Source organism: Bradyrhizobium sp. STM 3561 (genome assembly GCF_045571455.1).
Classification (GTDB): domain Bacteria; phylum Pseudomonadota; class Alphaproteobacteria; order Rhizobiales; family Xanthobacteraceae; genus Bradyrhizobium; species Bradyrhizobium vignae.
In genome coordinates this window covers 4,192,992-4,219,174 of record NZ_CP120695.1, presented here as the reverse complement: position 1 = coordinate 4,219,174, position 26,183 = coordinate 4,192,992, and the positions used below count along the sequence as shown (strand labels likewise).

21 protein-coding genes are annotated in these 26,183 nt (G+C 64.9%); 6 read left to right on the top strand and 15 right to left on the bottom strand.

The genetic code is table 11. From position 1 onward, the window contains the following. Nucleotides 1–157: 157 nt before the first annotated feature. From garD to P6U28_RS20130, 9 genes are all read right to left on the bottom strand, one after another. Entirely contained in the window at nt 158–1,699 is a 1,542-nt protein-coding gene (garD, locus tag P6U28_RS20170) for a galactarate dehydratase (RefSeq protein ID WP_122402391.1), read from the bottom strand. A gap of 95 nt (nt 1,700–1,794) precedes the next feature. Further along, a complete protein-coding gene (locus P6U28_RS20165; protein ID WP_122402392.1) occupies nt 1,795–3,243 on the bottom strand; it encodes an aldehyde dehydrogenase family protein in 1,449 nt (482 codons plus the stop codon). Between the two features lie 18 nt (nt 3,244–3,261). Further along, nucleotides 3,262–4,605: a glucarate dehydratase gene (gudD, locus tag P6U28_RS20160; RefSeq protein ID WP_122402393.1), complete on the bottom strand. Its 1,344-nt coding sequence runs from the start codon at nt 4,603–4,605 to the stop codon at nt 3,262–3,264. 24 nt (nt 4,606–4,629) lie between these two features. Continuing rightward, a complete protein-coding gene (gene kdgD, locus P6U28_RS20155; RefSeq protein WP_129145035.1) occupies nt 4,630–5,574 on the bottom strand; it encodes a 5-dehydro-4-deoxyglucarate dehydratase in 945 nt (314 codons plus the stop codon). Nucleotides 5,575–5,698: 124 nt separating this feature from the next. Further along, nucleotides 5,699–6,604: a LysR substrate-binding domain-containing protein gene (locus tag P6U28_RS20150; protein WP_122402395.1), complete on the bottom strand. Its 906-nt coding sequence runs from the start codon at nt 6,602–6,604 to the stop codon at nt 5,699–5,701. Nucleotides 6,605–6,726: 122 nt separating this feature from the next. Continuing rightward, on the bottom strand, nt 6,727–8,079 hold the full coding sequence (locus tag P6U28_RS20145) for an MFS transporter (protein WP_162500205.1): 1,353 nt from the start codon (nt 8,077–8,079) through the stop codon (nt 6,727–6,729). Between the two features lie 284 nt (nt 8,080–8,363). After that, nucleotides 8,364–9,533, bottom strand: coding sequence for an IS481 family transposase (locus tag P6U28_RS20140; protein WP_407119669.1), 1,170 nt, complete (start codon nt 9,531–9,533; stop codon nt 8,364–8,366). Nucleotides 9,534–9,666: 133 nt separating this feature from the next. Next, the gene (locus P6U28_RS20135; RefSeq protein WP_407119668.1) at nt 9,667–11,616 is read right to left on the bottom strand and encodes a hypothetical protein; all 1,950 of its coding nucleotides are present in this window, start codon (nt 11,614–11,616) and stop codon (nt 9,667–9,669) included. Nucleotides 11,617–11,698: 82 nt separating this feature from the next. Continuing rightward, nucleotides 11,699–12,781 carry a YbhN family protein gene (locus tag P6U28_RS20130; RefSeq protein WP_407119667.1) on the bottom strand — a complete coding sequence of 361 codons (1,083 nt, stop codon included), beginning with the start codon at nt 12,779–12,781 and terminating at the stop codon, nt 11,699–11,701. 426 nt (nt 12,782–13,207) lie between these two features. On the opposite strand from P6U28_RS20130, the gene P6U28_RS20125 reads away from it, so the two are divergent. Further along, entirely contained in the window at nt 13,208–13,714 is a 507-nt protein-coding gene (locus P6U28_RS20125) for a ferritin-like domain-containing protein (protein WP_122406564.1), read from the top strand. Nucleotides 13,715–13,771: 57 nt separating this feature from the next. Here P6U28_RS20125 and P6U28_RS20120 read toward each other — a convergent pair whose 3' ends face one another. Further along, nucleotides 13,772–14,992, bottom strand: a complete 1,221-nt coding sequence (locus P6U28_RS20120) for an MFS transporter (protein ID WP_407119666.1) — start codon at nt 14,990–14,992, stop codon at nt 13,772–13,774. Between the two features lie 271 nt (nt 14,993–15,263). Between P6U28_RS20120 and P6U28_RS20115 the strand changes: the two genes are divergently transcribed. Then, entirely contained in the window at nt 15,264–17,663 is a 2,400-nt protein-coding gene (locus P6U28_RS20115) for an EAL domain-containing protein (RefSeq protein WP_407119665.1), read from the top strand. A gap of 195 nt (nt 17,664–17,858) precedes the next feature. Here the strand turns inward: P6U28_RS20115 and P6U28_RS20110 are convergent, their stop codons facing one another. Beyond that, nucleotides 17,859–18,293: a hypothetical protein gene (locus tag P6U28_RS20110; protein ID WP_122406565.1), complete on the bottom strand. Its 435-nt coding sequence runs from the start codon at nt 18,291–18,293 to the stop codon at nt 17,859–17,861. 55 nt (nt 18,294–18,348) lie between these two features. Between P6U28_RS20110 and P6U28_RS20105 the strand changes: the two genes are divergently transcribed. After that, entirely contained in the window at nt 18,349–18,939 is a 591-nt protein-coding gene (locus tag P6U28_RS20105; RefSeq protein ID WP_407119664.1) for a hypothetical protein, read from the top strand. Nucleotides 18,940–18,947: 8 nt separating this feature from the next. On the opposite strand, the gene P6U28_RS20100 is transcribed toward P6U28_RS20105, so the two are convergent. Further along, the gene (locus tag P6U28_RS20100; protein WP_122402401.1) at nt 18,948–20,291 is read right to left on the bottom strand and encodes a PLP-dependent aminotransferase family protein; all 1,344 of its coding nucleotides are present in this window, start codon (nt 20,289–20,291) and stop codon (nt 18,948–18,950) included. Nucleotides 20,292–20,477: 186 nt separating this feature from the next. On the opposite strand from P6U28_RS20100, the gene P6U28_RS20095 reads away from it, so the two are divergent. Next, nucleotides 20,478–20,714 (top strand): DUF1127 domain-containing protein, encoded by a 237-nt coding sequence (locus tag P6U28_RS20095; protein WP_122402402.1) that lies wholly within the window; start codon nt 20,478–20,480, stop codon nt 20,712–20,714. 391 nt (nt 20,715–21,105) lie between these two features. Here P6U28_RS20095 and P6U28_RS20090 read toward each other — a convergent pair whose 3' ends face one another. From P6U28_RS20090 to P6U28_RS20080, 3 genes are all read right to left on the bottom strand, one after another. Further along, the gene (locus P6U28_RS20090; protein WP_407119663.1) at nt 21,106–21,945 is read right to left on the bottom strand and encodes an IS110 family transposase; all 840 of its coding nucleotides are present in this window, start codon (nt 21,943–21,945) and stop codon (nt 21,106–21,108) included. 786 nt (nt 21,946–22,731) lie between these two features. Further along, nucleotides 22,732–23,157 (bottom strand): universal stress protein, encoded by a 426-nt coding sequence (locus P6U28_RS20085; protein WP_122402404.1) that lies wholly within the window; start codon nt 23,155–23,157, stop codon nt 22,732–22,734. 55 nt (nt 23,158–23,212) lie between these two features. Then, entirely contained in the window at nt 23,213–23,749 is a 537-nt protein-coding gene (locus P6U28_RS20080; RefSeq protein WP_122402405.1) for a histidine phosphatase family protein, read from the bottom strand. A gap of 224 nt (nt 23,750–23,973) precedes the next feature. On the opposite strand from P6U28_RS20080, the gene P6U28_RS20075 reads away from it, so the two are divergent. Together P6U28_RS20075 and msrB are read left to right on the top strand one after the other, a co-directional pair. Beyond that, entirely contained in the window at nt 23,974–25,449 is a 1,476-nt protein-coding gene (locus tag P6U28_RS20075; RefSeq protein WP_122402406.1) for an FAD-binding oxidoreductase, read from the top strand. An 82-nt stretch (nt 25,450–25,531) separates the two neighbouring features. Next, entirely contained in the window at nt 25,532–26,044 is a 513-nt protein-coding gene (gene msrB, locus P6U28_RS20070; RefSeq protein WP_129145038.1) for a peptide-methionine (R)-S-oxide reductase MsrB, read from the top strand. The last annotated feature ends 139 nt before the right edge of the window (nt 26,045–26,183 follow it).

The window sequence follows — 26,183 nt, the reverse complement described above, 5'->3', positions numbered from 1 at the left end:
GCCAATGTTTCCGGACGGTTTCGCGGAAGCGCCGATGCACCCTGCCTAACGCTCTTGCAGATCAAGCTGCGGAGATTTGACCGGGGCGGCGGCCGCGGGAAAGCGCAAGGGGTAAGAGCGCCTGTCTGTGGAACAGGAGGTCGGTGGTTCGAGCCCCTCACGTCACCGGCGCGGGGTTGAACAGCGTGAGATCATTGTGGATGCCCCAGCGGTCCGACCACGGCTTGACGCGGCCGGAGGCGACATCGAGGATCAGGCGGAACAGATCCCAGCCGCATTCCTCGATGGTCTTCTCGCCGGTGGCGATGCTGCCTGAATCAAAATCGATCAGGTCTTTCCAGCGCCGCGCGAGCTCGCTGCGGGTCGCGACCTTGATGACGGGCGCGGCGGCGAGGCCATAGGGCGTGCCGCGACCGGTGGTGAACACCTGCAGGGTCATGCCGGAGGCGAGCTGGAGCGTGCCGCAGATGAAGTCGCTTGCCGGTGTTGCTGCGAACAGCATGCCCTTCTGCGTCGCCTTCTCGCCGGGCGAGAGCACGCCGGCGATGGCGGAGGAGCCGGACTTCACGATCGAGCCGAGCGACTTCTCGACGATGTTGGCAAGGCCGCCCTTCTTGTTGCCGGGCGTGGTGTTGGCGCTGCGGTCGGCGCCGCCGCGGGCGAGGTAGGAATCGTACCAGGCCATCTCACGCACCAGCGCGCGGCCGACATCCTCGTTGATGGCGCGTCGCGTCAGCAGCTGGATGGCGTCGCGCACTTCGGTGACTTCCGAGAACATCACGGTCGCGCCGGCGCGCACCAGCAGGTCCGCGGCGAAGCCGACGGCGGGATTCGCGGTGACGCCGGAGAAGGCATCGCTACCGCCGCATTGCAGGCCGATGACGAGATCGGAGGCCGGGCAGGTCTCGCGCTTGCGCGTGTTGAGCACCTTCAGGCGGGCTTCGGCCTGGGTCATGATCGCATCGACGATCGCGCCAAAGCCGTCGAAGGCTTCGTCCTGCATGCGCACGATGGCGTCGTTGATGCCTGCCGGCACCAGCCGCTCGGGCGCGAGCTTCTCGCAACCGAGGCCGACGACCAAAATCTCGCCGCCGAAATTCGGGTTGAGCGCGAGGTTCTGCAGGGTGCGGATCGGCACGACCGCGTCGGGCGCGGTGATGGCGACGCCGCAGCCGTAGGCATGGGTCAACGGCACGACGTCATCGACGTTCGGATATTTCGGCAGCAGCTCGGCGCGGATGCGCTTGACCGCATATTCCATCGTGCCCTTGACGCATTGCACGGAGGAGGAGATGCCGAGGATGTTCTTGGTGCCGACCGAGCCGTCCGGATTGCGATAGCCCTCGAAGGTGAAGCCTTCGAGCGGCGGCAGCGGTGCGGGGACGGCGGTCGAGATTTCCAGCTTGTCGAGGGCAGGGGCCTCCGGCATGCGGATGCGGGCCTCGTCCACCCACTCGCCGGCCAGGATCGGCGACAGCGCGTAGCCGATGATCTCGCCATAACGGATGATCGGCGCGCCTTCCGCGATATCGACCAGCGCGGTCTTGTGCCCTTGCGGCACGAAGGCGCGCAGCGTCAGTCCCGATGCAAAGCGCGAACCGGCGGGAAGCCCGAAATCATTGACCACGATCGCGACGTTGTCGCGCTCGTTGAGCTTGATGTAGCGGGGCTGCTCTTTCGCTGCGACGTCCTGGTCCATCTTCGCTTGCCTCAAGAACGGAAGAAACCGTGTTTTCGTTCACCTCTCCCCGGAGGGGAGAGGTGGACACCTGCGCCGCGGCACGACATCACTCGTCAACCCGGATTCGTGTAGGCCGTCTTCACCGTGGTGTAGAACTCGCGCGCGTAGGAGCCCTGCTCGCGGGCCCCGTAGCTCGAGCCCTTCCGTCCGCCGAACGGCACGTGATAGTCGACGCCGGCGGTCGGCAGATTGACCATCACCATGCCGGACTCGCTGTTGCGCTTGTAGTGCGAGGCGTATTTCAGGCTGGTGGTGCAGATGCCGGAGGCGAGGCCGAACTCGGTGTCGTTGGAGATCGCGAGCGCTTCCTCGTAGTTCTTCGCACGAATGACGGCGGCGACCGGACCAAAAATTTCCTCACGCGCGATGCGCATGTTGTTGTTGGCTTCGGTGAACAGCGCCGGCTGCAGGTAATGACCGGGGTTCTCGCGCTTGAGCAGCTCGCCGCCGAAGGCGAGCTTGGCGCCCTCGTCCTGGCCGATCTTGATGTAGCGGAGATCCTGGTCGAGCTGGCTCTGGTCGACGACGGGGCCGATATGCACGCCGGTCTTGAGCGCATCGTCCACCGACAGCCCCTTCAACCGCTCGGCCATCGCCGCGACGAAGCGGTCGTGGATGCCTTCGGTGACGATCAGGCGCGAGGAGGCGGTGCAGCGCTGGCCGGTCGAGAAATAGGCGCCGTTGACGGCGACCTCGACGGCGGTCTTGAGGTCGGCGTCGTCGAGCACGACCAGGGGATTCTTGCCGCCCATCTCGAGCTGGAATTTCTTCATCGGGTTCGAGAGCACGCAGGCCTGCGCGATCTTGCGCCCCGTCTGCACCGACCCGGTGAAGGAGATCGCGGCCACATCGGGGTGCTCGAGCAGGGTCTGGCCGACCACCGAGCCGGAGCCGACCACGAGGTTGAACACGCCGGCGGGAACGCCGGAACGGGTGATGATTTCGGCGAGTGCATGTCCGGAGCCCGGCACCAGCTCGGCCGGCTTGAACACGACCGTGTTGCCGTAGCACAGCGCCGGCGCGATCTTCCAGGCGGGGATCGCGATCGGGAAATTCCAGGGCGTGATCATGCCGACGACGCCGACCGGCTCGCGGGTGAGCTCGACGTCGAGGCCGGGACGGACCGAGGCGCCCTTCTCGCCGATCAGGCGTAGCGCTTCGCCGGCGAAGAACGCGAAGATCTGGCCGGCGCGGGCGACCTCGCCGATCCCCTCGGGCAGCGTCTTGCCTTCCTCGCGGGCGAGCAGGCGGCCGAGCTCTTCCTTGCGGGCGAGGATCTCGGCGGAGATCTTGTTCAGCGCGTCATAGCGCTCCTGCGGCGTCGAGCGCGACCAGGCGGGGAAGGCAGCCTTTGCGGCGGCGATCGCCTTCTCGGTCTGCGCCTTGTCGGCTTTGGCATATTCGCCGACGAGATCGTTGGTGTTGGAGGGGTTGATGTTCTTCGTGATGCCGGAGCCGTCGACCCATTCGCCGCCGATGAAGTTCTTCAGGATCGCAGTCATCGTTTCCTCCAGAGTATTTTAACGAACGAGGCAGGGACGCTTGTCGTCGAAGGTCCAGCCGGGGATCAGGTCCTGCATGGCAATAGCGTCATCGCGGGCGGCAAGTCCATGCTGCTTGTAGAGCTCATGCGCGGCGTCGATAGCGGCCCTGTCGATTTCGATACCCAGGCCCGGCCTGTCCGGGACCGCAATTTGGCCGCCCTTGATCTGCAGCGGCTCTCTGGTCAGGGCCTGGCCGTCCTGCCAGATCCAGTGGGTGTCGATCGCGGTGACCTTGCCGGGCGCGGCTGCGCCGACATGGGTGAACATGGCGAGTGAAATGTCGAAATGGTTGTTGGAGTGCGAGCCCCAGGTCAGGCCGTTGTCACGGCAGGTCTGGGCGACGCGCACCGAGCCTTGCATGGTCCAGAAATGGGGATCGGCGAGCGGAATGTCCACCGCCCCTAAGCGCACCGCGTGGGAGAGCTGCCGCCAGTCGGTGGCGATCATGTTGGTTGCGGTCGGCAGGCCGGTGGCGCGGCGGAACTCGGCCATGATCTCGCGGCCGGAGAAGCCGGCCTCGGCGCCGCAGGGATCCTCGGCATAGGCGAGGATGCCGTGCATGTCCTTGCAGAGGCTGATCGCCTCATCCAGCGACCAGGCGCCGTTGGGGTCGAGCGTGACGCGCGCGTTCGGAAAGCGCTTTGCGATGGCAGTGACGGCCTCGATCTCCTGCTCGCCGCGGAGCACGCCACCCTTGAGCTTGAAATCGGCAAAGCCGTAATGGTCGTGGGTGGCCTCGGCGAGGCGCACCACCGTCTCCGGCGTCATCGCCTCCTGATGGCGGAGGTTGAACCATTCCGCCCCGCCGGTCTCGCCTTCCACATAGGGCAGGCGGGACTTGCGGCGATCACCGACGAAGAAGAGATAGCCGAGCGTCTCGACGCTTGTGCGCTGCTGGCCTTCGCCGAGTAGCGCGGCGACCGGCAGCCCGAGATGCTGGCCGAGCAAGTCGAGTAGCGCGGATTCGATCGCGGTGACCGCGTGGATCATCACCCGCAGGTCAAACGTCTGCTTGCCGCGGCCCCCGGCGTCGCGGTCGGCAAAGGCGGTACGGACGTCGGCGAGGATGTTGTTCATCGCCCCGACGGTCTTGCCGATCACGAGATCGCGCGCGTCCTGGAGTGTCTGCCAGATCTTCTGCCCGCCCGGCACCTCGCCGACGCCGGTGTGGCCGGCATTGTCGGTGAGGATGACGATGTTGCGGGTGAAGAAGGGCGCATGCGCGCCGCTGAGGTTGAGGAGCATGCTGTCGCGGCCCGCAACCGGGATCACCTGCATCGATGTGACGACCGGTGCACCAGAAATCTCAGTCCGGGCCATCGCACGCTCCTCCCTGTCGTCTTGTTATTCTGCAGCCTGTTGTGACGATCGTGCGGCGGGCAGCTTCTTCACCAGCGCGGTCAGTTCGGCGATCTCCTGCTCCGTGAGGTCGGTCAGCGGCGGACGGACCGGGCCGGAATCGCGGCCGATCACCTTCATGCCGGCCTTGATGATCGAGACTGCATAGCCCTTCTTGCGATTGCGGATCGCGATCAGCGGCAGGATGAAGTTCTTCAGGCCGGCGTGGATCGTCTCATGGTCGCGCTTGCGCACCGCGGCGTAGAAATTGGTGGCGAACTCCGGCACGAAGTTGAACACGGCCGAGGAATAGGTCGTCACGCCCATGTCGAGATAGGGCAGCGCGAAAGTCTCCGCGGTCGGCAGGCCGCCGATATAGGTGAGGCGATCGCCGAGCTTGGTGTAGACGCGCGTCATCAGCTCGATGTCGCCGATGCCGTCCTTGTAGCCGACGAGGTTCGGGCAGCGCTCGGCGAGGCGCGCGAGCGTATCGGGCTGGAGGATGGCGTTGTCACGGTTGTAGACGATGACGCCGATCTTAACGGAGGCGCAGACCGCCTCGACATGGGCGGCAAGGCCGTCCTGCTCGGAATGGGTGAGGTAAGGCGGCAGCAGCAGCAGGCCGTCGGCGCCAGCCTTCTCGGCACCGATCGCGATCTCGCGGGCGATTGCGGTGCCGTAGCCGGTGCCGGCGAGCACGGGCACGCGGCCCTTGGTCTCCTCGACGGCGATCTTCACGATCTGCGGAACCTCGGTCGGGGTCAGCGAGAAGAACTCACCGGTGCCGCCGGCGGCGAACAGTCCGGCAACGTCGTAGCCGCAGAGCCAGTCCATGTTGGCGCGGTAGGTCGCCTCGTCGAAGGAGTAGTCCGCCCTGAACGGCGTGACGGGGAAGGACAGGAGGCCCGATCCGATCTTCTGGGCCATCTCCTGCGGGGTCATCTTGCTCACGGGCGCTGCTCCCTTTCGTGCGTGTTGTGGAGGACGCAAGCCTGCGCGTCCATGCGCCGTGGTTTAGGAGACCGTTCGATGCGCGTCCAAGCCAAAGCCTATATCGACCGATGCAGATTGAGCATCAATCCTCCGTCAGCTCCGCGGAGGACAATTCGCCGGCGATTTTGACCAGGGCCGACAGCAGCGGATTCTCGTCGTCGCGGCGCCAGACCATGAAGAGCTCGACGGGAACGCGGGTGCGCAGCTTCAGCGGGCGCAGCCGCACGTCGGAGATCTTCAGGCTCGCGGCTGCGGCCGGCACGATGGCAAGGCCGAGGCCGGCGCGCACCATGGCGAGGATGGAGTGGATCTGGCTGAGATGCTGGACGTAGCGCGGCAGCACGTCGGCCCGGGTGAAGAGAGCCACCAGCAGATCGTGGAAGTAGCGGCTCTCATAGGGCGAATACATCACGAAGGGCTGGTCGTCGAAATCCTTGATGGTGATGCCGTCGGCGTTGGCGAGCGGATGCTTCTTCGGGATCGCGGCGAGCAGGGGCTCGGCGACGACGCGGCGGCTGGTCAGCTCGGGCCGCGCGATCGGCGGCCTGAGCAGGCCGGCGTCGATCTGGCCCGAGGTCAGCGCCTCGAACTGGTCGCCCGACACCATCTCCTTCAGCGAGAAGTCCACCTCGGGCAGCTTGGCACGGCAGGCGGCGACGAGCTCGGGCAGGAAGCCGTAGGCGGCGGCCGCGGTGAAGCCGATCTTGAGCGAGCCGGTCTTGCCGAGCGCGATGCGGCGGGCAACTTGCGAGGCGCTTTCCGCAAGCTTGAGGATGCGCCGCGCCTCCGGCAGGAAGCTGCGTCCCGCAGGTGTCAGGCGCACCGAGCGGCTGGTACGCTCCAAGAGCGGCGCGTCGATGATGTGCTCGAGCACCTGGATCTGCCGGGACAGCGGCGGCTGGGTCATGTTCAGCCGCGCGGCGGCGCGGCCGAAATGCAGTTCCTCCGCCACCGTGACGAAACAGCGGAGCTGGTTGAGGTCGAACATCGATACATGCCTTAGATGAATAGGGCGTTTCGCCGGCACTTCTAGCATCGATCATCCCCAAAACAAAGACGGCGGCCGTGAAGCCGCCGTTGAGTTGCCTGGTCAAGCTCCCATGGGAGCCCTCAGGAGGAACGTTTCAGCGTCACCCGCTCGATCTTGCCGACGATGACGAGATAGGCGAAGGCGGCCACTAGCGCGTTGAGGCCGACGAACACCAGCGCGCCGTTGAACGAGCCGGTCGCGGCCAGGATGTAGCCGATCACGATCGGCGTGGTGATCGAGGACAGGTTGCCGAAGGTATTGAACAGGCCGCCGGAGATGCCGCCGGCTTCCTTCGGCGAGGTGTCGGAGACGACCGCCCAGCCGAGCGCGCCGATGCCCTTGCCGAAGAAGGCGAGCGCCATGAAGCCGACCACCAGCGCCTGTCCCTCGACATAGTTGCAGGCGATGATCGACATCGACAGCAGCATGCCGCCCACGATCGGGATCTTGCGCGCCATGGTCAGCGAGCCGGTCCGGCGCAGGATCGCGTCCGAGATGATGCCGCCGAGCACGCCGCCGATGAAGCCGCACAGAGCGGGTAGCGTCGCGACGAAGCCCGCTTGCAGGACCGACAGCCCGCGTTCCTTGACGAGATAGACCGGAAACCAGGTCAGGAAGAAATAGGTCAGCGTGTTGATGCAGTACTGGCCGAGATAGACGCCGAGCATCATGCGATTGGAAAGCAGCTGGCGGATGTGGTCCCAGCCGGAGCCGGCCTCGGGCGCACGCGCGCGCAGCCGATCATCCTTGGGCGCGTCGAGATCGACCAGCGCGCCACCTTCCCTGATGTAGTCGAACTCAGCCTCGTTGATCGAAGGGTGCTCCTTCGGGCCATAGATGGTCCTGAGCCAGACGAGGCCCATGACGATGCCGAGCGCGCCCATCACGAAGAACACGAAGCGCCAGCCGTAGGTGTGCGCGATCCAGCCCATCAGCGGCGCGAAGATCACAGTGGCGAAGTACTGGCCGGAGTTGAAGAAGGCGGATGCGGTGCCGCGTTCATTGCCGGGAAACCAGGCCGCGACGATGCGCGCATTCGCCGGGAAGGAAGGCGCCTCCGCAATGCCGACAAGCAGGCGAAGCGCAAACAGCACGACGATGGCAGCGCCGGCGCTGAGGAAGCCGACCCAGCCCTGCATCAGCGTGAACAGCGACCAGATGATGATGCTGAAGGCATAGACGAGGCGCGAGCCGTAGCGGTCGAGCAGCCAGCCGCCCGGCACCTGCGCCACGACATAGGACCAGCCGAAGGCCGAGAAGATCCAGCCCATGGCGACGGGATCGAGATTCAGCTCTTTCGAGAGCGCGGGACCCGCGATCGAGAGCGTAGCGCGGTCGGCATAATTCACGGTGGTGACCAGGAACAACATGGTCACGATGAACAGCCTGACGCGAGACCTACTCACGTCCGCTGCGGACACCACTGCGCTCATCACGCGCCTCCTCGAAGTCGAAATGTTTCCTCGACCCGAGTCCTAGAGGTGCGCGCGGCGGGGTGTCCAAGTTCAAGGGAGTATCGATCGATGCCGTTTTTGGATTGATGGAACGGCAGGTGAGGGGACGTTCGTGGTGATGGCGAACGCGCAAGCATTGATGATGCGCGAGCTCGTGCTCCGCATACCGCTGTCATTCCCCGCAAAAGCGGGGAATCCAGTACGCCGCGGCCTCTCGATTCAATCACTGCTGTCACGGCGTACCAGATCGCCCGATCAAGTGTTCAGCCCGGGGACATGACCGACGGGTGTTCGGGGACATAGCCGACACATTCTCCGCTCGCCAAGTCGATGATAGCGACTTGGTGGGCGGCAAAGAAGATCCCGTATTGCGCATCGTTTGCCGAGGGGCGGATGGCGAGGCGCTCGCCACGGAAGGCCTGTGGCACTTTCCAAAGACGTCCCTTGAAGCTGACATAGGCTTTGGTCGTGGAGACGCGGCGCACGATCTCATGGCTGTCGTATTCGACCTGTGGCAATCGATCGGGCATTGCTCGCTGGCTGGGCCGATATCGACTGGCCGGGACCTGTTGTCCGAGCGCCTCGTGTGGCCGTTCGAAGTTGTAGACTTCCCGCCAGGCGTCGAAGGCACGCTGCGTCTCTGCGAGATCGCGGAACTGTCGCAGTGCGAACACCTCAGCCGCGAGGGTGCGGTGGAATCGTTCATTCTTGCCGCGGCTTTGCGGGTGATATGGGCGGCTGTGGATGACGGCGACGCCAAGCTTGAGCAGCCACACCGAGAACCGTGTCCATCGCTCGCCGGAAGGATCACCCCAGGGCGAACCATTGTCGACGAAGAAAGCCTCCGGGAGCCCGTAGTGGCGAAAGGTCTTCTCCAAGCGGCGGCGCACGGTATCTGTGCGTTGATCGGCACAGGCCTGCAGGCACAGATCATAGCGGGAGTGGTCATCCACCACCGTCAGAGGATGGCACTGGGTATCATTGCCGAGCCGAACCCAGCCTTTGAAGTCCATCTGCCACAACAGATTGGGGGCCGGCATCTCGAAACGCTGGCTTGCCGTCGGGCCGCCGATCGGAGGCTTGATGCGGCCAGACCGACGCAACATCTGATGAACTGTTGAGACTGCTGGCGAACGCAAGCCATTGCGCTCCAGGCAGTGAGCTATCTTGCGAGCTCCCCATGCCGGATGGGCATCGCGTACCGCGAGAATACGTGCCTCAAGCTCGCAATCGGTCTGTCCCGGGCTCGCATGCGGTCGGCGCGAGCGGTCGTCGACATTCTGATCCGCTTGCCATCGTGCAAGCCATTTGTAGCCCGTGTCGGGATGGATATTGAACCGCCGGCAGAGCTCCCGCCGGTTCGCCCCCTCCTGCATCGCAAGCCGCACGAACTCCCGCCGCTGATCCATCACCGACACCTCTCGCCAGGGCATGGACTTGGCCTCCTTTACTGCCAAATCCCTGCACTATGATGTGTCGGCTATGTCCCCGAACACCCGTCGGTCATGTCCCCGGGCTGAACATCAAGTCGGGCGATGACACCGAGTAAGTGGAAGGAGCGTCGTGCTACTGCTGCGCGCTCGGCAGCAGCTGAGGCAGAAATCCTCGCGTCACGTTGGGAGGCACCGCGTCGAGCCCGAGCACGGCGCTTGCAGCCGGCAGTGCCGCATCCGCCATCGCGGCGTGGCCTTCGGCGCTCGGATGCACGGCGCCGCCATAAACGGCGGACAGCACGCCCCAGGTCGCGTCGTGGATGTCGGTCGGCTGGCTCGCCGCGGGCAGGCCCTGCGGATAGGTCATCGCAGCAAAATAGCTGTCGTTGGCATCGCGGATCCAGCGCGCGCGGGGCAGGTAGGCGCGATATTCCGAGGCGCCGCGACCGCACAGCATCGGCTGGCTCGCTGCGCTGACGATATCAGGATTGAAGCTCTGGCCGTTCTCGGCAAAGCAGCTGCGGTCGAATTCGGGATCGCTGCCGGAATGGGCGCAGAAGCCGTGGTCGGCGAACGCGGCCTGGTGCGCGTCGACGAAGGTCATGCGGTCGGATTCGGGATCGCGGCACAGCGCGCCGCGGGTGCAGGTGGCAAGTCCCTTCAGCTGCGGCAGGAATTCCGTGTCGACGAAGGTGGAGACGCGGGCGAGGCGCTGCGGGTCGGCGTTGAAGGAGGGATGGATGTCGAAGCCGGCGCGGCCGCCGCGGCAGGGCACGCCGCCGTCGGCGAGCGCAGGATTGGCATAGGAGACATAGACCACATGCGAGAGGTCGCCGCCGACGAGCGGCTTCAGCGCCTCGCGCAACTTGACGAAGTTCTGCGGCAGCTCGCGCTGCAGCGCATCGCGGGAATCATCGACGCTGGCCATCACGCCGGAGCGGCGGAACAACGTGCGCTCGGTCGCAGTGTCGACGATGACGTCGGCGACGAGGCCGGAGAAATAGACGTCGTTGGCGCCGACCGACAGCAGCACGAGATCGAGCGTGCGGTCGGGCTGGCGTTTCTTTGCCGCGGTGAGCGCTTCGCGCAGCTCGGCGAGCTGCGCGTTCACGCTGGTGTTGCAGACACCGGTCTTGCCGGGCGGGCATTCGCGGGCGCGCTGTGAGCCGAGCAGCCCGTCGCCAATGCTGGCGCCGGTGCAGGCGAGCGGCAGGAAGGTCACGGCGATGTGGGTATAGCGCACGGCGAGCGCCAGCGCGGTACGCGCCTGATAGCTGTAGAGCGAGCGATGGCAAGGTGCGTTGAACCAGAGCGCGCTGTAGCGTTGCCAGTTGGCGAGCGTATCCGGCGCCTCACAGGCGCGACCGCCCTTGAAGCCATGGCGGCTCGGCCGGTAATACTGCGCGCCTGCAGTGCCGAGATAGGAGCGGAAGCAAAATCCTTCATCTGCCAGTGCCAGCGGCCGATCCGGATTGCCTTCGCCGGAGGCGATGCTATCCCCTAGGCCAGCGACGAAGATGTCGCGGACCTGAATCTCGGTCTGGACCCGCTGGGTCGGATCGGAGCCGGCTGAGACGTCGACGGTCGCGACCGTCGGCTTGCCGTAGCGGACGCGCAAATTGATCGGCTCGGCGCAATCGAAGGTCGAGGCTTGCGGTCCATCGCCATCATCGAACGACCAGGTGCAGATGGCGCCGACCGGTACCGCGCCGGTCAGGCGTACCGTCACCGGATGGTCGATCGGTGTAATGTAGTTCTCTTTGACGTTGTCGCGGGTGCAAGGCTGGTTGACCCGGCCCTGGAGGTCGATGCACAGGCGGTTGACCATGTTGCGGGCCCAGCCACGGCCCTCGCTCTGGAGCTCCAGTGACTGCTCGGCGGCAAGGATGCTGCGGTTACGCGCGTTTTCGACATGGAGCAGGAAGTCGCGCTCCTCACGGAACAGCCGGAAGCGGTTACGTACCTCCCAGGTGATTTGCAGGGCACCGTCCTGTGCGGCAGCGGGCTCGGGGGGCAAAATCGTCAGCAACCCGACAAGCAGCAGGGCGCCTGCGGAGAGGGTTTTAAGCGATGATCGGAACATGGCCCGCGTCTTCAACGGCAAAGTTGAGGCGGAAATAAGAGAGCATTGCTCACCCGCCTGCAACCTTTGTCTCAGGGGAGACCTAGCGCTTGGCGACTTGGCGCAGCGACCGCTCACGTTCCATGGTCGTCACCTGCTTGGGCAGGTTGGCCTGCGCGCAGGCCTCCGCCAGCCGCCGTCGTTCCTGCCACGGCCTGACCACGTTCATCCAGAGCTCGCGCGCGCCCATGATGGAGATGGCAAGGGCGAACGGGATCACGAAATAGAGAAGACGGAACACCAGCAGCGTCGCCAGCAGCTGTTCGCGGCCGAATTCCGGCAGCGCCACCAGCATGGCTGCATCGAACACGCCAATCGAGCCGGGCGCGTGGCTGGCAAAGCCGATCAGGGTCGCCAGAATGAACACGACGGCGAGCGACATGAAGTCGATCGGCGGGTTGGCCGGCATCAAGAGGTACATGGCGGTGGCGCAGAAGCCGAGATCGACCACGCCGATCAGGATCTGCACCAATGTCAGCGGCGCCGATGGCAGCACCACCTTCCAGCCCTTCTGGCCGAGCTCGCGCCGCTTTTCGCCCATGCAGAGCCAGACCAGATAGGCGCCGATCGAGGCGAGGCCGCCGAGCGCGATCAGGCGGTTGAGCGGCGCGGGCAGCTGGTCCATCGCGGAGGCGGCATCCGGATGGATGGCCATGCCGATCGAGAGCACGAAGATGTTACCGAGCCAGAAGGTCAGGCCCGACAGGAAGCAGATCTTCGCGACGTCGATCGCGTTCAGCCCGTAGTCCGAATAGATCCGGAAGCGGATTGCCCCGCCGGTGAAGACGGTGGCGCCGATGTTGTGGCCGATCGAATAGGACGTGAAGCTGGACAGCGCCGCGATGCGATAGGGCACGTGCTTCTTGCCGATCGTTCGCAGCGCAAAAAAGTCGTAGAAGGTCAGCGTGCAGAACGCAAAGAAGACGCAGATCGCCGCCAGCCCGATACTGCCGCGCGGAATCTCGGTCAATGCGGTCAGGATGACCCCGGTATCGATGCCCTTGAGGGTCCGCACCAGCGTTGTGATCGCGAAGGCGATGATGAAGACGCTCGCGGCAATTCCGAGCCGTCGCCAGCCGATCCATCTTTTGAAGCCGCGCTTCAGCGCGGGCAGCAGTCCGTGCATTCATCCTCCCGGCGGGGGCAAAGACGACCGGGCCAGGCATTGGCCGGTCAGGCGCGATCACGGCCAAAGGCAAGCATCGATCGCTAGGCATGATCCAGCTCATTTAAGGCAAAAACAGCGGCTTGTGCAGCCCTTGACAACATTAGGTTCTGCGTTGGACCGGCCACTTTTGTCATACGCGGTTCACATCGGGTGCGCCTTAAGCATATGAGTCGTGAAACCGGCTCCGCTCGCGCGCTTAGTGTGCCAGCATGATTTCAAATCTTGGCGCCGTCCGCATTGTTCCAGCGCAAGTGGTCATCGGCCTTTTTGGAACGTCGATACCGCGTGCTCGTTAGGCTCGATCAGCAATCGAACATGGCGGAATATGCGGCTTTTCATGCAAGCCGACGCCTCCGTGTTCCCAAAACCGAGAGGACCGGAACGATGGGACTGTTCACAAAGGACATCAAGACCATGAACGATCTGTTCGTGCATCAGCTCCAGGACATCTATTATGCCGAGCAGCAGCTCACCAAGGCGCTGCCGAAGATGGCAAGCAGGGCCACCGATCCGCAGCTGAAACAGGGCTTTTTGACGCACCTAGAGGAAACCAATCAGCACGTCACCCGGCTCGAGGAAGTATTCAAGATGCACGGCGTCGCCGTGAAGGCGGTCGACTGCCCGGCCATCGACGGCATCATCGAGGAAGCCGACGAGACCGCGGGTGAGGTTGCGGACCAGGCGGTGCTGGATGCGGCCCTGATCAATGCGGCGCAGGCCGCCGAACATTACGAGATCGCCCGCTACGGCAGCCTGATCGCCTGGGCCAAGCAGCTCGGCCGCAATGACTGCGCGGCTGTGCTGGCCAAGACGCTCGAGGAAGAGAAGGCGACCGACAAGAAGCTGACGGCGCTTGCGGAGAGCAAGGTGAATCTGCGCGCGGCGAGCTGAGGCGAATGTAGCGGAACGATATCGGCAACGCCGCGCCGTCAGCGCGGCGTTCTCGATTCAGCGATCCGAATATCTGAGGCCGAAGCCGAGCGCGATCACGGCAAAGGCCGCGATCATCGCGGCGAAGACCAGGCTCGCAACACGCGGGCTTGCCAGGGTCGAGATCACGCCGATGCCGATCACCGGCAGGGCGTTGCCGAGAAAGCCGCAGATGAAATAGGCCGAGACCACTTCCGCGCGACGATCCTCCGGCGCGATCTGGTTCACCACCTGCAGGCTGCCGCGATAACCCAGTCCCACCGCGACGCCGCATAGCGCGGTCGCGGCGATCATCAGGGCGAGCGAGCCTTGGAACTGTGCGGCGACGATCAATGACACGCTCGGGAGCATGAGGCCCAGCGAGCACAGCATGGCCGTCCGGCTCGGCAGCGGCCGCGTCAGCGCGATGACGATGGCAACCGTCGCAGCGAGCTCGAGGAAGACGGCCCCCGCGATGGCGTGGCTGGTCTCGTGCAGCTCGTTGGCGAGCACACTCGGCACCAGCGCGGCAAAGAACGCCACCAGAGCCATCGCGCCGAAGCCAGTCACCGCCGGTGCGACGAACGCCGCGCGAATGGCGGTGGGCACGGCTGCGCGCGGACGGAGCGAGACCTGCCTGAGCGCATCGAGAGGCCGGGGAACGGTTTCGCCGGCAAAGGCGATCAGGATGACCGTCATCATGAGAGCCGCAAGATAGGCAATGAAAGGGGTCCGCAACGGATGTGGTGCGTAGTCGGCGAGCAGGCCCGCGATCACCGCACCGATACCGAGGCCAGCGAAGTTTGCGGACGTCGCGACGACGGTGGCGCGGGATTTGTCCGTCTCGTCGATCAACTCCGAAAGCCACGCCGTGCCGGTTCCCGCACCGATCCCGATCGCCAACCCGCTCAGCACCCGCCCCACATAGAGCGCCGCGATGCCGTGCGCGAACAGGAACACCAGCGCGCCGATGATGGCGATGGCCGTTGCGATTGCGGCCGTCCGGCGGCGGCCGATCTGGTCGGAGATGCGCCCGAACACCAGCAGCGCTGCCAGATTGCCGATCACATAGGCCGCGTAGATCAGCGTCAGGGTGACCTGCGCGAAGCCGAACTGCCGCTCGTATATCACATAGAGGGGCGTCACCACGGTGCTGCCGGCAAACAGCACCGCGATCAGGGCGGCGACGGTTGCAAGGGTCGCGGTCCTGCTGAACTCCGACTCGGCGCGTGATGGAATGGAGGTGTGCTTCGTCGCCATGCATGACCCCTGGATGTAGGTTCACGGCACCCAACTCGAAGCAATCATGCGCCGTTCCCTGTGCAGCCGGCGCGGCTGGCCTGCGCGCGTGAAGATTGACTATCCAGGCAGAGCCCATCCCCCGTTGAAAAGACGACAGCGAAGGACATTCGGACCGCAACGAACGGTTGATTCTGGAAGCGCCTGTTCACCATCCGGCAAGCCAGTCCTCCTCCGTTACCCAAAATCCACCACTTGCCCGCTCTGGTAATGGCAGGTTTGGGGAAAGCTCATGTACCAGGTGCTTTACTGTCTGACGGATGAACACGACTGGCGACTGGTCGCGCTTGGCGGCGCGGTTTGCCTGCTCGCCAGTTCGGCTGCAATCAGCCTGTTTCACCGGGCGCGCGCGACGCGAGGATCGGGGCGCCTGGTATGGTTAACGCTCGACGCAGTCGTTGCCGGCTGCGGCATCTGGGCGACGCATTTCATCGCCATGCTGGCGTACGGCCCGGGTGCCGTCGGCGCCTATAACGTGCCGGTGACGCTGCTATCGCTGATCTTCGCCATCGCCGTCACATTTGTCGGCTTGAGTGTTGCGGTTTCGACCATGCGACCCAGCCTCGTTGCACTCGGAGGGGCGATTGTCGGAGGCGGCGTGGCGGCGATGCACTACACCGGCATGATGGCCCTCGAGATCCCTGCGCGCGTCAGCTGGGCAACCGGCACCGTGGCCGCGTCGATCCTGCTTGGGCTCGTCTTCGGTGCACTCGCACTCCATGTCGCTGGACGACGCGACAGCTTGTCCGGCGCGCTCGGCGCCACTGTGCTGCTGACGCTGGCCATCGTCTCGCATCATTTCACGGCTATGGGCGCAGTGCAATTGACGCCGGATCCGGCATTGGCGATCAGCGGACTGTCGATCCCGCCGACATCGCTGTCGGTTTTCACCGCGAGTGCTGCGGCTGCGATCATCGTGATCGCACTGGTAGCAGCGCTGCTCGACCGCCGCGCCAAGGGCGAGCTGGGCCGCCAGCAGATCGTGTTGGACAGCGCGCTGGAGAACATGTCGCAGGGACTGTGCATGTTCGATGCGGACGGCAAGATCATCCTGTTCAACGAGCGCTATGCCGCGATGCTCCGCCGCACCGACATTGCATTGACCGGTCGCCTGCTGGTCGACGTGCTGCGGGAAGAGCAGGCCAAGGGCGAGTGGCAGGGCAATGCCGATGAATTCTTCGCACGTCTCGTCGCCGACGCGCGCGAGGGCCGCACCACGACCGAAATCGTCAATCGGTCGGGCCGTTCGATCCGGGTCGTCAACCAGCCGATGCAGGGCGGCGGCTGGGTGGCCACCTTCGAGGACATCACCGAATGGCTGGAGGCGCAGGCCAAGATCTCACACATGGCCCGCCACGATGCGCTGACCAGCCTGCCGAACCGGGTGCTGTTCCACGAGGAGCTCGAGCAGGGCCTGCGTCGCACCAAGTCGGGCGACCAGCTCGCCGTGCTTTGTCTCGATCTCGATCACTTCAAGGACATCAACGACTCGCTCGGCCATCCCATCGGCGATGCGCTGCTCAAGGAGGTCGGCCGCAGGCTCAAGGCCACCGTCGGCGAGAACGACACCGTGGCGCGGCTCGGTGGCGACGAGTTCGCGGTGGTCCAGATCGGACGTTCCGAGGAGACCGCTGCGAGGTCCCTCGCCGGGCGCCTCGTCGAGGTCATCTCGGCACCCTACGAGATAGACGACCATCAGATCGTGATCGGCGTCTCGATCGGCATCTCGCTGTCGCCGCAGGACGGCAGCAATCCGGATGAGCTGTTGAAGAACGCAGACCTTGCGCTCTATCGCGCCAAGGCGGACGGCCGCGGCACCTATCGCTTCTTCGAGACCGGCATGGATGCGCGCGCGCAAGCCCGGCGCCTGCTGGAAATGGATCTGCGCGCGGCGCTGCAACGCGACGAGTTTCAGGTCTATTATCAGCCGATCCGCGACGTCGCCAGCGGTCGCGTCGTTGCTTTCGAGGCGCTGTTGCGCTGGCACCATCCGCAGCGCGGGCTGATCGCACCCATCAGCTTCATTCCGCTCGCCGAGGAGACCGGGCTCATCGTTCAGCTCGGCGAGTTCGTGTTGCGCTCCGCCTGCACCGACGCAGCCACCTGGCCCGACGATGTCGATGTCGCCGTCAATTTGTCGCCGGTGCAGTTCAAGAGCCCGCACCTGATCACGTCCGTGACCGAAGCGCTGACCGCTTCGGGGCTTGATGCGCGCCGTCTCGAGCTCGAGATCACCGAATCGGTGCTGCTCCAGAACGGCGAGGCAACGCTGACGACCCTGCACGAGCTGCGCGCCATGGGCGTGCGGATCTCGCTCGACGATTTCGGCACCGGCTATTCCTCGCTGAGCTATCTGCGCAGCTTCCCGTTCGACAAGATCAAGATCGACCGCTCCTTCGTGTCGGAGCTGGCGACGCGCGAGGATTCCATGGCGATCATCCGTGCGGTGACCGGCCTCGGCCGCAGCCTCGGCATCATCACCACGGCGGAAGGCGTCGAGAACGACGTGCAGCTCGAGCTGCTCCGGCGCGAAGGCTGCACCCAGGCGCAGGGTTATCTGTTCAGCAAGCCGCGGCCGGCGTCCGATGTGGCGATGATGCTGGACCGCCCGCGGCTGCGCGCATCGGCTTGAGCGCGGTCCGCCGCCCTAGCTTCACCTCTACCCAGCGGGGAGAGGTCGGATTGCTATGGCGCGCAATTGCGCGCCTGAGCAATCCGGGTGAGGGGCCGCAGCGTTCAGTGCCACTGTAACCTCTCACCCGGATCGCATCTTATGATGCGATCCGACCTCTCCCTACGGGAGAGGTGAAGCTAGGCGGCAATCGTGTTAGCCGCGGCGCAGCGCGAAATGCGCGCCGCAGAACGCCATCACGGCACCGAGGCACAGGGCGGCGAGCCCGGCGAGCACGCCCGAGACGGTCGGGATCGGGCTCGGCGCCGAGGCCGCCTGGCCCGCTCCCGCAAGCAAGAGCACGCCGACCGCGATCAGGAATTGCCGCATCCGTTGCGGGATCTGTCCGGAAACGGCGCTCTGCATCAGGCTCGCCGTGAAATAGCCGCCGGAGAAGCCGACCGTGGCGATCAGCCACCAGGCGATCGCCGCGCCCGCGGGGATGAACTCATGCGTGTCGGAGCGCCAGAGCCCGCCGAGGTCGAGACCGTAGCGCGCGCCTAGCATGTGCACCGCGAGCGCCAGCAGCACGCCGGAGATCATTGCGGCGCCGAGAATCAGGTGGCGCGGAAAATAGGTCGTCTCAGCCATGCCTCGCTTGTAGGATGGGCAAGGGCGATCGCGCAAGCCGATCGCGAATGGGATCATGATCGATATGCAGCGAGCTGAAGCTGGTTCGGCCACGAGCTACGCCTACAAGGCCTCGCTGATCGGCTCGGCGCATCGATTCGAGCTGACGGAGCAGGGGCTGTCCTGGCACGTCGCCGGACGCTCCGGCCTGTGGCGCTACGACGAGATCTCGGCGATCCGGCTGTCGTTCCGGCCGGTCTCGATGCAGCAGCACCGCTTTCGCGCCGATATCAGCCGCGACGGCGGCGGCCGCGTCGCGATCCTGTCGACGAGCTGGCAGACCGCGGCCCTGATGGCGCCGCAGGACAATGGCTTTCGCGATTTTCTCATCGAGCTCCATGCGCGGATGGCGAAAGCGGGCAGCCGCGCGGAATTGACCGCAGGCCTCGGTCGCACGACCTATGCGGCGGTGCTGGCGTTCCTGTCGGTGCTGACGCTGGCCATGACGGGGCTGCTGATCAGCGCCCTGATGATCGGCGAGTTCGCGGGCGCGCTGTTCATTGTCGGCTTTGCCGCGCTGTTCGCCTGGCAGATCGGTGGCTTCGTCCGGCGCAACCAGCCGCGGAGCTACAGTTTCGATCAATTGCCCCGGTCCTTGCTGCCGTAGACCGATCGCTACTCCGTCGAATCAAAATCCTCTTCCTTGGTGCCGAGCAGCGAGACGATGGTGCGCAGGCCGGAATCGAGCTGCTCGGGTGAGGGCGGAGCAAGCGCAAGCCGTACGGCGTTCGGTGCATGTCCATGCGCGATCGCGAAGGTCGAGGACGGCGTCAGCGCGATGCCGCGCCTTGCGGCTGCGGCGACGAAGGTCTGCGAGCGCCAGTGCGGCGGCAGCGTCAGCCAGAGATGATAGGACCGCGGATCGGCGGCGAGCTGGTAGCCGGCGAGCAGCCTCGCCGCGGTCTGCTGGCGCCGCGCCGCATCGATGCGTTTCAGACGCGTCAGCTCGGCGACGGTGCCGTCGGCCATCAGCCGTTGCCCGGCCGCCAGCGCATGGCCGGAGGCGATCCAGCCACCGGTGCGGACCGCGCTCATCACACCTTCGCGCAAGTGAGGCGGTGCGACGAGAATGCCGAGCGCAAGGCCCGGCGCGACCTTCTTGGACAGGCTGTCGATCACGATGCAGCGGTCGGGCCCGAGTGCGGCCAGCGGTGTGTCGTCGGCGAGGAAGCCGTAGACGGCGTCCTCGATGATGGTGAGATCGAGCTTCTCGGCGACGCGCATGATGTCGGCGCGCCGCGTCGCGTTCATGGTGACGCCGAGCGGATTCTGGATGATGGGCTGGAGATACAGCGCCGACAGGTGCGCCTCGCGATGCGCCTTCTGGATGGCATCGGGACGCGCGCCGAATTCGTCCATCGGAATCGGGACGAGCGTCACACCGAGCCGCGCGGCGATGCTCTTGACGTAAGGATAGGTCAGCGCTTCGACACCGCAGCGGCCACCGGTCGGAACGAGCGCCGCAAGCGCGGCCGCGAGCGATTGCTTGCCGTTGGCGGTGAAGAAGATCTGCTCGGCCTGAGGCGCAAAATCCTTGCGCGCGAGATAGGCGGCGGCAGCGACGCGCGCGCTCTTGGTGCCGGTGCTGGTCGAAACGCGCAGCGCGGATTCGAGCGCGTCGATGCGCTCGAGCCCCGCGAGGCTCTTGGCGATCATCGCCCATTGCTGCGGCAACAGCGGATAATTGACCTCGAGATTGATGCGCGCATCGGCCGGCTCGCTCGTGGTTTCGACCTCACGCCTGACGTCGCCGGAGATGAACGTGCCGCGCCCGACCTCGCCGACCACTAGCCCGCGGCGGAGCAATTCGGTGTAAACCCGGCTCGCGGTCGAGACCGCGATCCCGCGGTCATAGGCAAAATTGCGCTGGGGCGGCAGCCGATCGCCGGGTCTTAACGTGCCGTTAGTGATATCGGCCGCAATGGCATCGGCAAGCTTCACGTACTCGAACTTGGACATTATTGCACCGAGAGCAATGTTTTACTTGCTCCGAGGAGTGTACTGGAGCATTTAAGTTCCATCAAGTTCCGCGATTGAGCCGAGGGGAGCGAGAGCAATCCGACGGCAAATGAGGTGCAGGCGCTGACAGCGTCCGCGCCAACGGCACCTGCTTCGCCGCGCGGGACAACAGGCCGGAGAAGAAAAATGACCACGATCTCGCAAACTGCCGGGCGGAGTTTACGCCCATCCTCAATGAGCGGATTTTTCACTGCGCTCACCCATAGCGTCTCTGCGTTGTTCAACCGTCTCGAGCGCCGCTCTGCCGTCAAGACGCTGAACGAGCTCGACGACCGCGCCCTGCGCGACATCGGCATCACGCGCAGCCAGATCGAGGATGCTGTTTACGGGCAGTTCAAGACCGAGCTGTCGCGGTATTTGTGAGTCGGCTCAATCACTGCTGTCTCGGAGTACTGGATCGCCCGGTTAAACCGGGCGATGGCAGCGAGCGTGTCGCCGCAGACATGCATATGCATCCTCGCGGCTCATCTCGCCCGAGCTTTGCCTTGATGCCTTCGGCGATCGGCCGGCCTCAAGGCTGGCGCTGGCGCGCCCCCGCCTGCGGCGGCTGACGGCCTTGCCCCCGTCCGCTCACCGGTCTGTTGGCTTTGCATGCGCTCGGTGGAGTACCGAGCGCGACGAGATGCGCTCGTTCAGTTCAGCGCGTAGCGGCTGGGATCCCACTTCTGCCGTCGTGCGATCATCGTGTTGAGGATGACGATCAGCTTGCGCATGCAGGCGATGATGGCAACCTTCGGTTCTTTTCCCTTGGCAATCAGGCGCCGATAGAGGCCTTCAGAACGGGGTTATTCAGCGTGGCTGCGCCGACACAGGGCATGTAGATGGCATTGCGGACCCAGCGGCGGCCTCCTTTGATGTGGCGCTCGCCGCGTCGCTTTCCGCTGTCATCGTCATAGGGAGCAACGCCGATCAAGGCCGCGGCGATCTGGTTGCTCACCTCGCCAAGCTCCGGCATGCCTGCGACGAGGTTTGCGGCGCTCGTCTCGGCAAAACCCGGCACGCTCTCGATGATCTCGACGCGCTCGGCAAAATCCGGCGTGGACTTGATTTGGGCGCGGATGGCAGCCTCGAGCTTGGCAATCTCGCTGGCCAGGCTCTTCAAGATGCGGGCATGCGTTTTCTGAGCCAATCCCGGCGCAGCATGTTCGGTTTGGCCAACCAGGCGTATCCTGGAATCGATCAGATCCAGGCGCGCCTTCACCAACGCCTGCAACTCCTCACGTGCCGCATCGTAGGTCTGGCTCGGTGCATCGTTGAACGTCTCGGCGAACCAGGCGATCATCTCCGCATCGATCGTATCGTTCTTGGCCAGCCGTCCGGCCGACAGCGCAAAACTGCGGACCCGCTTGGGATCGACGATCCGAACCTCAATGCCGGCCTCGCGCAGCACCTTGGCCCAGACGCGCTCATAGCCGCCACTCGCTTCCATCACCGCCTTGCCCACTTGGTGCTTGCGAAGCCAAGCGACCAGCTTGCGGTGGCCCTGGGTGGCGCTTGGGAAGACTTGCCTCGCTCCCAACGAACGAATGCACACATCCACCTTGTCCTTGGCAACGTCGATACCCATGACAACAACATCATTTTGTGCCATCATCCACTCCCTTCCTTGCTCGGTTCGGGCTAGAAGCCCCTGCAACTGTTCGGGTTGAGGAAGACACCGGAGCTGTCCCTCGCTCTCGCACAGGCTCTGGTCGCCTTTGGGCGCAACGGGCTCAGTTCCAGCAACGGGCGGTTCTGATCCAACCGCCCGTTTGCACATTCTGACAGATTTCCGGGACACAAGGGCGCAGGGAAGACCGCATAGGCGTTAAGGTAGCGCGAGCATCGATTGATACGGACGTATTCGAGGAGGCTCGCGCAGGTGCCGCCCAAGCGCTCGCTTTCTGCGGCGAAAGCAACGGATGGTTGGTTGTGGAATGACGCGTTGACCCACCGCTCGCGCGTTTTGCCCGTCAGGCAACACAAGGCCTCGTAGCAGATTGAAGCGAAGCGACATCCGGAATTCGCGGCACGAGCTGTCCCCACAGCGCATCGCCGATTGCGAGCGGGGCCTCGTAGGTCCATTTCCGCCAGAACTGCTTCACGACATTGCTCCGAGATGAGGGGCTGATTGCTACTGCGCGCGTTGACCCACCGCTCGCGAAAGCATCGGATTGCACTCTCCGCTCCATCCGGGCTGTGCAACGATCTGGGGCCTGGCTTGGATCAGACGCACACGAGTGCCAAATCCGGGGCGAGCCAGCGTGCGGAGTCTATTTCCGTTGCGTAAGCACGCTGCAGTCTCGGCAGGCCACTTCCGGATCTGGGGAATGAGCGGACATCTGGAGCACTCGAACCAAGCGCCTGAGTTATGACGGCGCGCCCTGGCGCCCGCCGACGCTCAGTGCCGCACCACCAGCACCGAGCATTTGGCGTAACGCACGACGTGTCCGGCATTCGAGCCGAGGAAGTAGGTGCGCATCGCCGGCCGGTGCGAGGTCATGACGATCAGGTCGGCCTTCATGTGTGCGGCTTCCTCCAGGATTTCGTGATAGATGCCGCCCTGGCGCACTACGCTGGAGATGCGGGAAGGCTCGATGCCGGATTCGCGTGCGACGATGGCGAGGGCTTCTTCCGAGGTCTGGCGCTGCTGCTCGTCGAAATCGGCCGGCACGTATTCGGCCAGCATCACCGGCGTCATCGGCAATACGTTGAGCAGGCGCACCGTGCTGCTCCAGGTCTGCGACAATGTCGCTGCGGTCGCGATCGCCGGCTTGGCGAGATCGGTATCGGCGAGGTCGATGGGCACGAGGATGGACTTGAACATCTGCGCCTCCCTATGAACCAAGCTGACCAACCGGTCGAGACGGCGCCCGCGCGTCTCAGGCCGATCGGAGCAGCTTGGGGCTGACGAACAGCACCAGCTTGCCGCGGCGGTAGGCCACGTCCTCCCAATCCTTGACGTCAAAGTCGAAGATCGCAAGCCCCGCGGTGGGTAGGTTGTTGGCGAGCGCCTCGGCGCCATCAGGATCGCCGCCTCCGATCAGCATCAGGGCGATCTCGTGCATGCCGGGATTGTGCCCGATCAGCAGCAATCGCTTCGGATCGGCCGGGGCGGTTGCAATGCGAATGGAGTCCAGGATCTGCGCGGGATCGGCGCCATACAGTTCCGGCAAGATTTCGACCTGCGGCGCCGGGACGCGGTCCTTCATCGCCTCCCAGGCGATGTCCCAGGTCTGCCTGGCCCGCACGGCGTGCGAGACCAGCACGGTATCGGGGAAGGGTGGATGGCAGGCGATCCAGTCGCCCATCTGCGCGGCATCCCTGTGGCCGCGGTCGTCGAGCCGGCGGTCCTGGTCTCGGCCGCTCGGTGCGTCGGTCTCGGTCTTGGCGTGACGCAGCAGCATCAAACGGCGCATGGCATTCTCGAATCGTTACACGTCCAGGATAATCTACAGGCGCCTGTTGCGGACAAGGTGACAAGCGCCCGCACAGTCCTTTAAAGCGCGATGAGATCAGGGCAAACCCTCATCGCGCTTTAATTTTTCGTTTTGAGCTTGATCTCGCCGCAAACCCGATTTCCGGGTTTGCCGCCATAGAAAACCGCTGCACACTTTTCCGGATCATGCTCTAAGAAAACTGCATGAGCGAGACTTTCACAAGCGTGTCCCAGGAAGAAGCCGGCTTTCGCGACCGCGTGCGGCTGTCGTTCGATCTCGATGCCGACATTTGTGTGATCGGGGCGGGGCTTGCCGGGCTTTCCATCGCGCTGGAAGCCGCCCGGCTCGGAGCCAGTGTCGCAGTGCTCGAGGGCCGGCATGTCGGCTGGAACGCCTCCGGCAACCAGCTCGGCACCGTGATGCCGGGCTTTGCCCTGCCGCTCGCGGACCTGATCGAGCGCATCGGTTTCGAAGACGCCCGCGAATTGTGGGCGCTGTCGAAGGAGGGGGCCGAATTCGTCCGCGCCAATGCCACCGAGGAGAACATGCCGGGGATCGCCCCCAGCGACGGCGTGCTGGAGGTCTCCAACGTCGATGCGGGCGACCGCCTGATCAGCCGGTTGCAGATGCTGCACGAGGATTTCGATACCGAGGTCGAGGGCTGGCAGGTCGATCGGGTCCGCGAGACGCTGAAGACCGATCGCTACTTCCACGGCGTGTACTACCCCAGAGCGTTCCAGGTCGACGGCCGGAAATATGTGCACGGCCTTGCGGCGCTGGCGCGGCGGGCCGGCGCCCTCATCTTCGAGGAGACGCCGGTGGTCAGCATCGATCATTCCGGCATCCGCAAGCGCATCGTCACGCCCTCGGCGCGGCTGCGCGCGACCCACATCGTGCTCGCCGGCAACATCCATCTCGGCGCGCCCTTGAAGCGCCTGTCGGAAACGCTGCTGCCGGTCTGGCGCTATGCCGGCATCACTGCGCCGCTCGGCGAGCGCCTGCATGAGATGATCGCGTTCAAGGGATCCGTGATGGACTCGGACGGCGTCGACCACTTCCGGATCGTCGATGGCGACCGGCTGATGTGGGAAAGCCCGGAGACCACCTGGGCGGCGCGTCCGCAGCGCTTCGCCGGCGCTGTCAGGCGGCGGATCCGCACGATTTTTCCCGAGCTCGGCAATGTCGAGATCACCGAGATGTTCGGCGGCGCCACCGGCCAGACCGTGCACGGCATGCCGCAGATCGGTCAGCTGCGCAAAGGCCTGTGGGTGGCGAGCGGGTTCGGCCGCCAGGGCATGAACACCTCCGCCATGGCCGGGCAGATGATCGCGCGCAGCATTTTATGGGGCGATGACCGCTGGAAGCTGTTCTCACCGTTCGAACTGGTCTGGGCCGGCGGCACCACAGGGCGCGTCGCCGGCCAGCTGGTCGGGATCTGGGGCAGGGCGGGGTCCGCCGCCGCGGGCTTGCTCGCCCGCTATCGCGAGCGTGCCAGTATCAAGGACAGGGAACGCGAGGCGCGCCTCGCTGAAGCCAACCGGGCCGCCGGCACCGGACCGCGCCGTCCCCCGCCCGGCGTTCGGCCGCAGCCGGTCCCACCGCCGAAACCTGCGGCTCAAGACGCAGAGCAGGGCACGGAACCGGTCTCGCACGAAGTCGGCGTCTCGCAACAAGCCTGAGAAAAATCCCACCCGGACGTGTAACGTCGGTCGTCGGAAGCCCGTATCTCAGGGCGTGGACTCCTCCCGCACGGAGAATGAGATGTTTGACCGCCGCATCCTGCTAACGACTGTCGCCGGCCTGTTTGGTCTTTCGGCCTTCCGCTGGCTGAGGGCATCCCCCGCCGAGGCTGGCGAGAAGGCCGCGGAAAAGTTCGAGATCGTGAAGACGGAAGCCGAATGGCGCGCCCAGCTCACGCCGCAGCAATATGAGATCCTGCGCAATCACGGCACCGAGCGGCCCGGCTCCAGCCCGCTCTTGAAGGAGCACCGCAAGGGCATCTTCGCCTGCGCCGGCTGCGACCTGCCGCTGTTTTCGTCCGAGACCAAGTTCGAGAGCGGCACGGGCTGGCCGAGCTTCTATGCGCCGATCGAGGGCAATGTCGGCAAGACCGAGGACCGCACCTACGGCATGGTGCGCACCGAGGTGCATTGCCGGCGCTGCGGCGGCCATCTCGGCCATGTCTTCGACGACGGTCCGAAGCCGACGGGCTTGCGCTACTGCATCGACGGTTTCGGGCTGGTCTTCCACCCGGCTGCGGCGTCGGCGACGTAGGTTCGCCGGAGTCATTCCGGATTCGATGCTTCGCATCGCTCCGGAACGACAATTTCTCCCGGCAATTGTTGCCGGTCCCGGCAAATGTGCCCCGGTCGTCAGGCCGGGGCTTTTTCATTAAGTCATTGATTTCCTGAAA

What these genes read in the sequence shown, in the direction of transcription:
- garD (WP_122402391.1), bottom strand. Translation starts at nt 1,699, where the DNA reads ATGGACCAGGACGTCGCAGCGAAAGAGCAGCCCCGCTACATCAAGCTC.
- P6U28_RS20165 (WP_122402392.1), bottom strand. Translation starts at nt 3,243, where the DNA reads ATGACTGCGATCCTGAAGAACTTCATCGGCGGCGAATGGGTCGACGGC.
- gudD (WP_122402393.1), bottom strand. Translation starts at nt 4,605, where the DNA reads ATGGCCCGGACTGAGATTTCTGGTGCACCGGTCGTCACATCGATGCAG.
- P6U28_RS20150 (WP_122402395.1), bottom strand. Translation starts at nt 6,604, where the DNA reads ATGTTCGACCTCAACCAGCTCCGCTGTTTCGTCACGGTGGCGGAGGAA.
- P6U28_RS20145 (WP_162500205.1), bottom strand. Translation starts at nt 8,079, where the DNA reads ATGAGCGCAGTGGTGTCCGCAGCGGACGTGAGTAGGTCTCGCGTCAGG.
- P6U28_RS20140 (WP_407119669.1), bottom strand. Translation starts at nt 9,533, where the DNA reads ATGCCCTGGCGAGAGGTGTCGGTGATGGATCAGCGGCGGGAGTTCGTG.
- P6U28_RS20135 (WP_407119668.1), bottom strand. Translation starts at nt 11,616, where the DNA reads ATGTTCCGATCATCGCTTAAAACCCTCTCCGCAGGCGCCCTGCTGCTT.
- P6U28_RS20130 (WP_407119667.1), bottom strand. Translation starts at nt 12,781, where the DNA reads ATGCACGGACTGCTGCCCGCGCTGAAGCGCGGCTTCAAAAGATGGATC.
- P6U28_RS20125 (WP_122406564.1), top strand. Translation starts at nt 13,208, where the DNA reads ATGGGACTGTTCACAAAGGACATCAAGACCATGAACGATCTGTTCGTG.
- P6U28_RS20120 (WP_407119666.1), bottom strand. Translation starts at nt 14,992, where the DNA reads ATGGCGACGAAGCACACCTCCATTCCATCACGCGCCGAGTCGGAGTTC.
- P6U28_RS20115 (WP_407119665.1), top strand. Translation starts at nt 15,264, where the DNA reads ATGTACCAGGTGCTTTACTGTCTGACGGATGAACACGACTGGCGACTG.
- P6U28_RS20110 (WP_122406565.1), bottom strand. Translation starts at nt 18,293, where the DNA reads ATGGCTGAGACGACCTATTTTCCGCGCCACCTGATTCTCGGCGCCGCA.
- P6U28_RS20105 (WP_407119664.1), top strand. Translation starts at nt 18,349, where the DNA reads ATGATCGATATGCAGCGAGCTGAAGCTGGTTCGGCCACGAGCTACGCC.
- P6U28_RS20100 (WP_122402401.1), bottom strand. Translation starts at nt 20,291, where the DNA reads ATGTCCAAGTTCGAGTACGTGAAGCTTGCCGATGCCATTGCGGCCGAT.
- P6U28_RS20095 (WP_122402402.1), top strand. Translation starts at nt 20,478, where the DNA reads ATGACCACGATCTCGCAAACTGCCGGGCGGAGTTTACGCCCATCCTCA.
- P6U28_RS20090 (WP_407119663.1), bottom strand. Translation starts at nt 21,945, where the DNA reads ATGATGGCACAAAATGATGTTGTTGTCATGGGTATCGACGTTGCCAAG.
- P6U28_RS20085 (WP_122402404.1), bottom strand. Translation starts at nt 23,157, where the DNA reads ATGTTCAAGTCCATCCTCGTGCCCATCGACCTCGCCGATACCGATCTC.
- P6U28_RS20080 (WP_122402405.1), bottom strand. Translation starts at nt 23,749, where the DNA reads ATGCGCCGTTTGATGCTGCTGCGTCACGCCAAGACCGAGACCGACGCA.
- P6U28_RS20075 (WP_122402406.1), top strand. Translation starts at nt 23,974, where the DNA reads ATGAGCGAGACTTTCACAAGCGTGTCCCAGGAAGAAGCCGGCTTTCGC.
- msrB (WP_129145038.1), top strand. Translation starts at nt 25,532, where the DNA reads ATGTTTGACCGCCGCATCCTGCTAACGACTGTCGCCGGCCTGTTTGGT.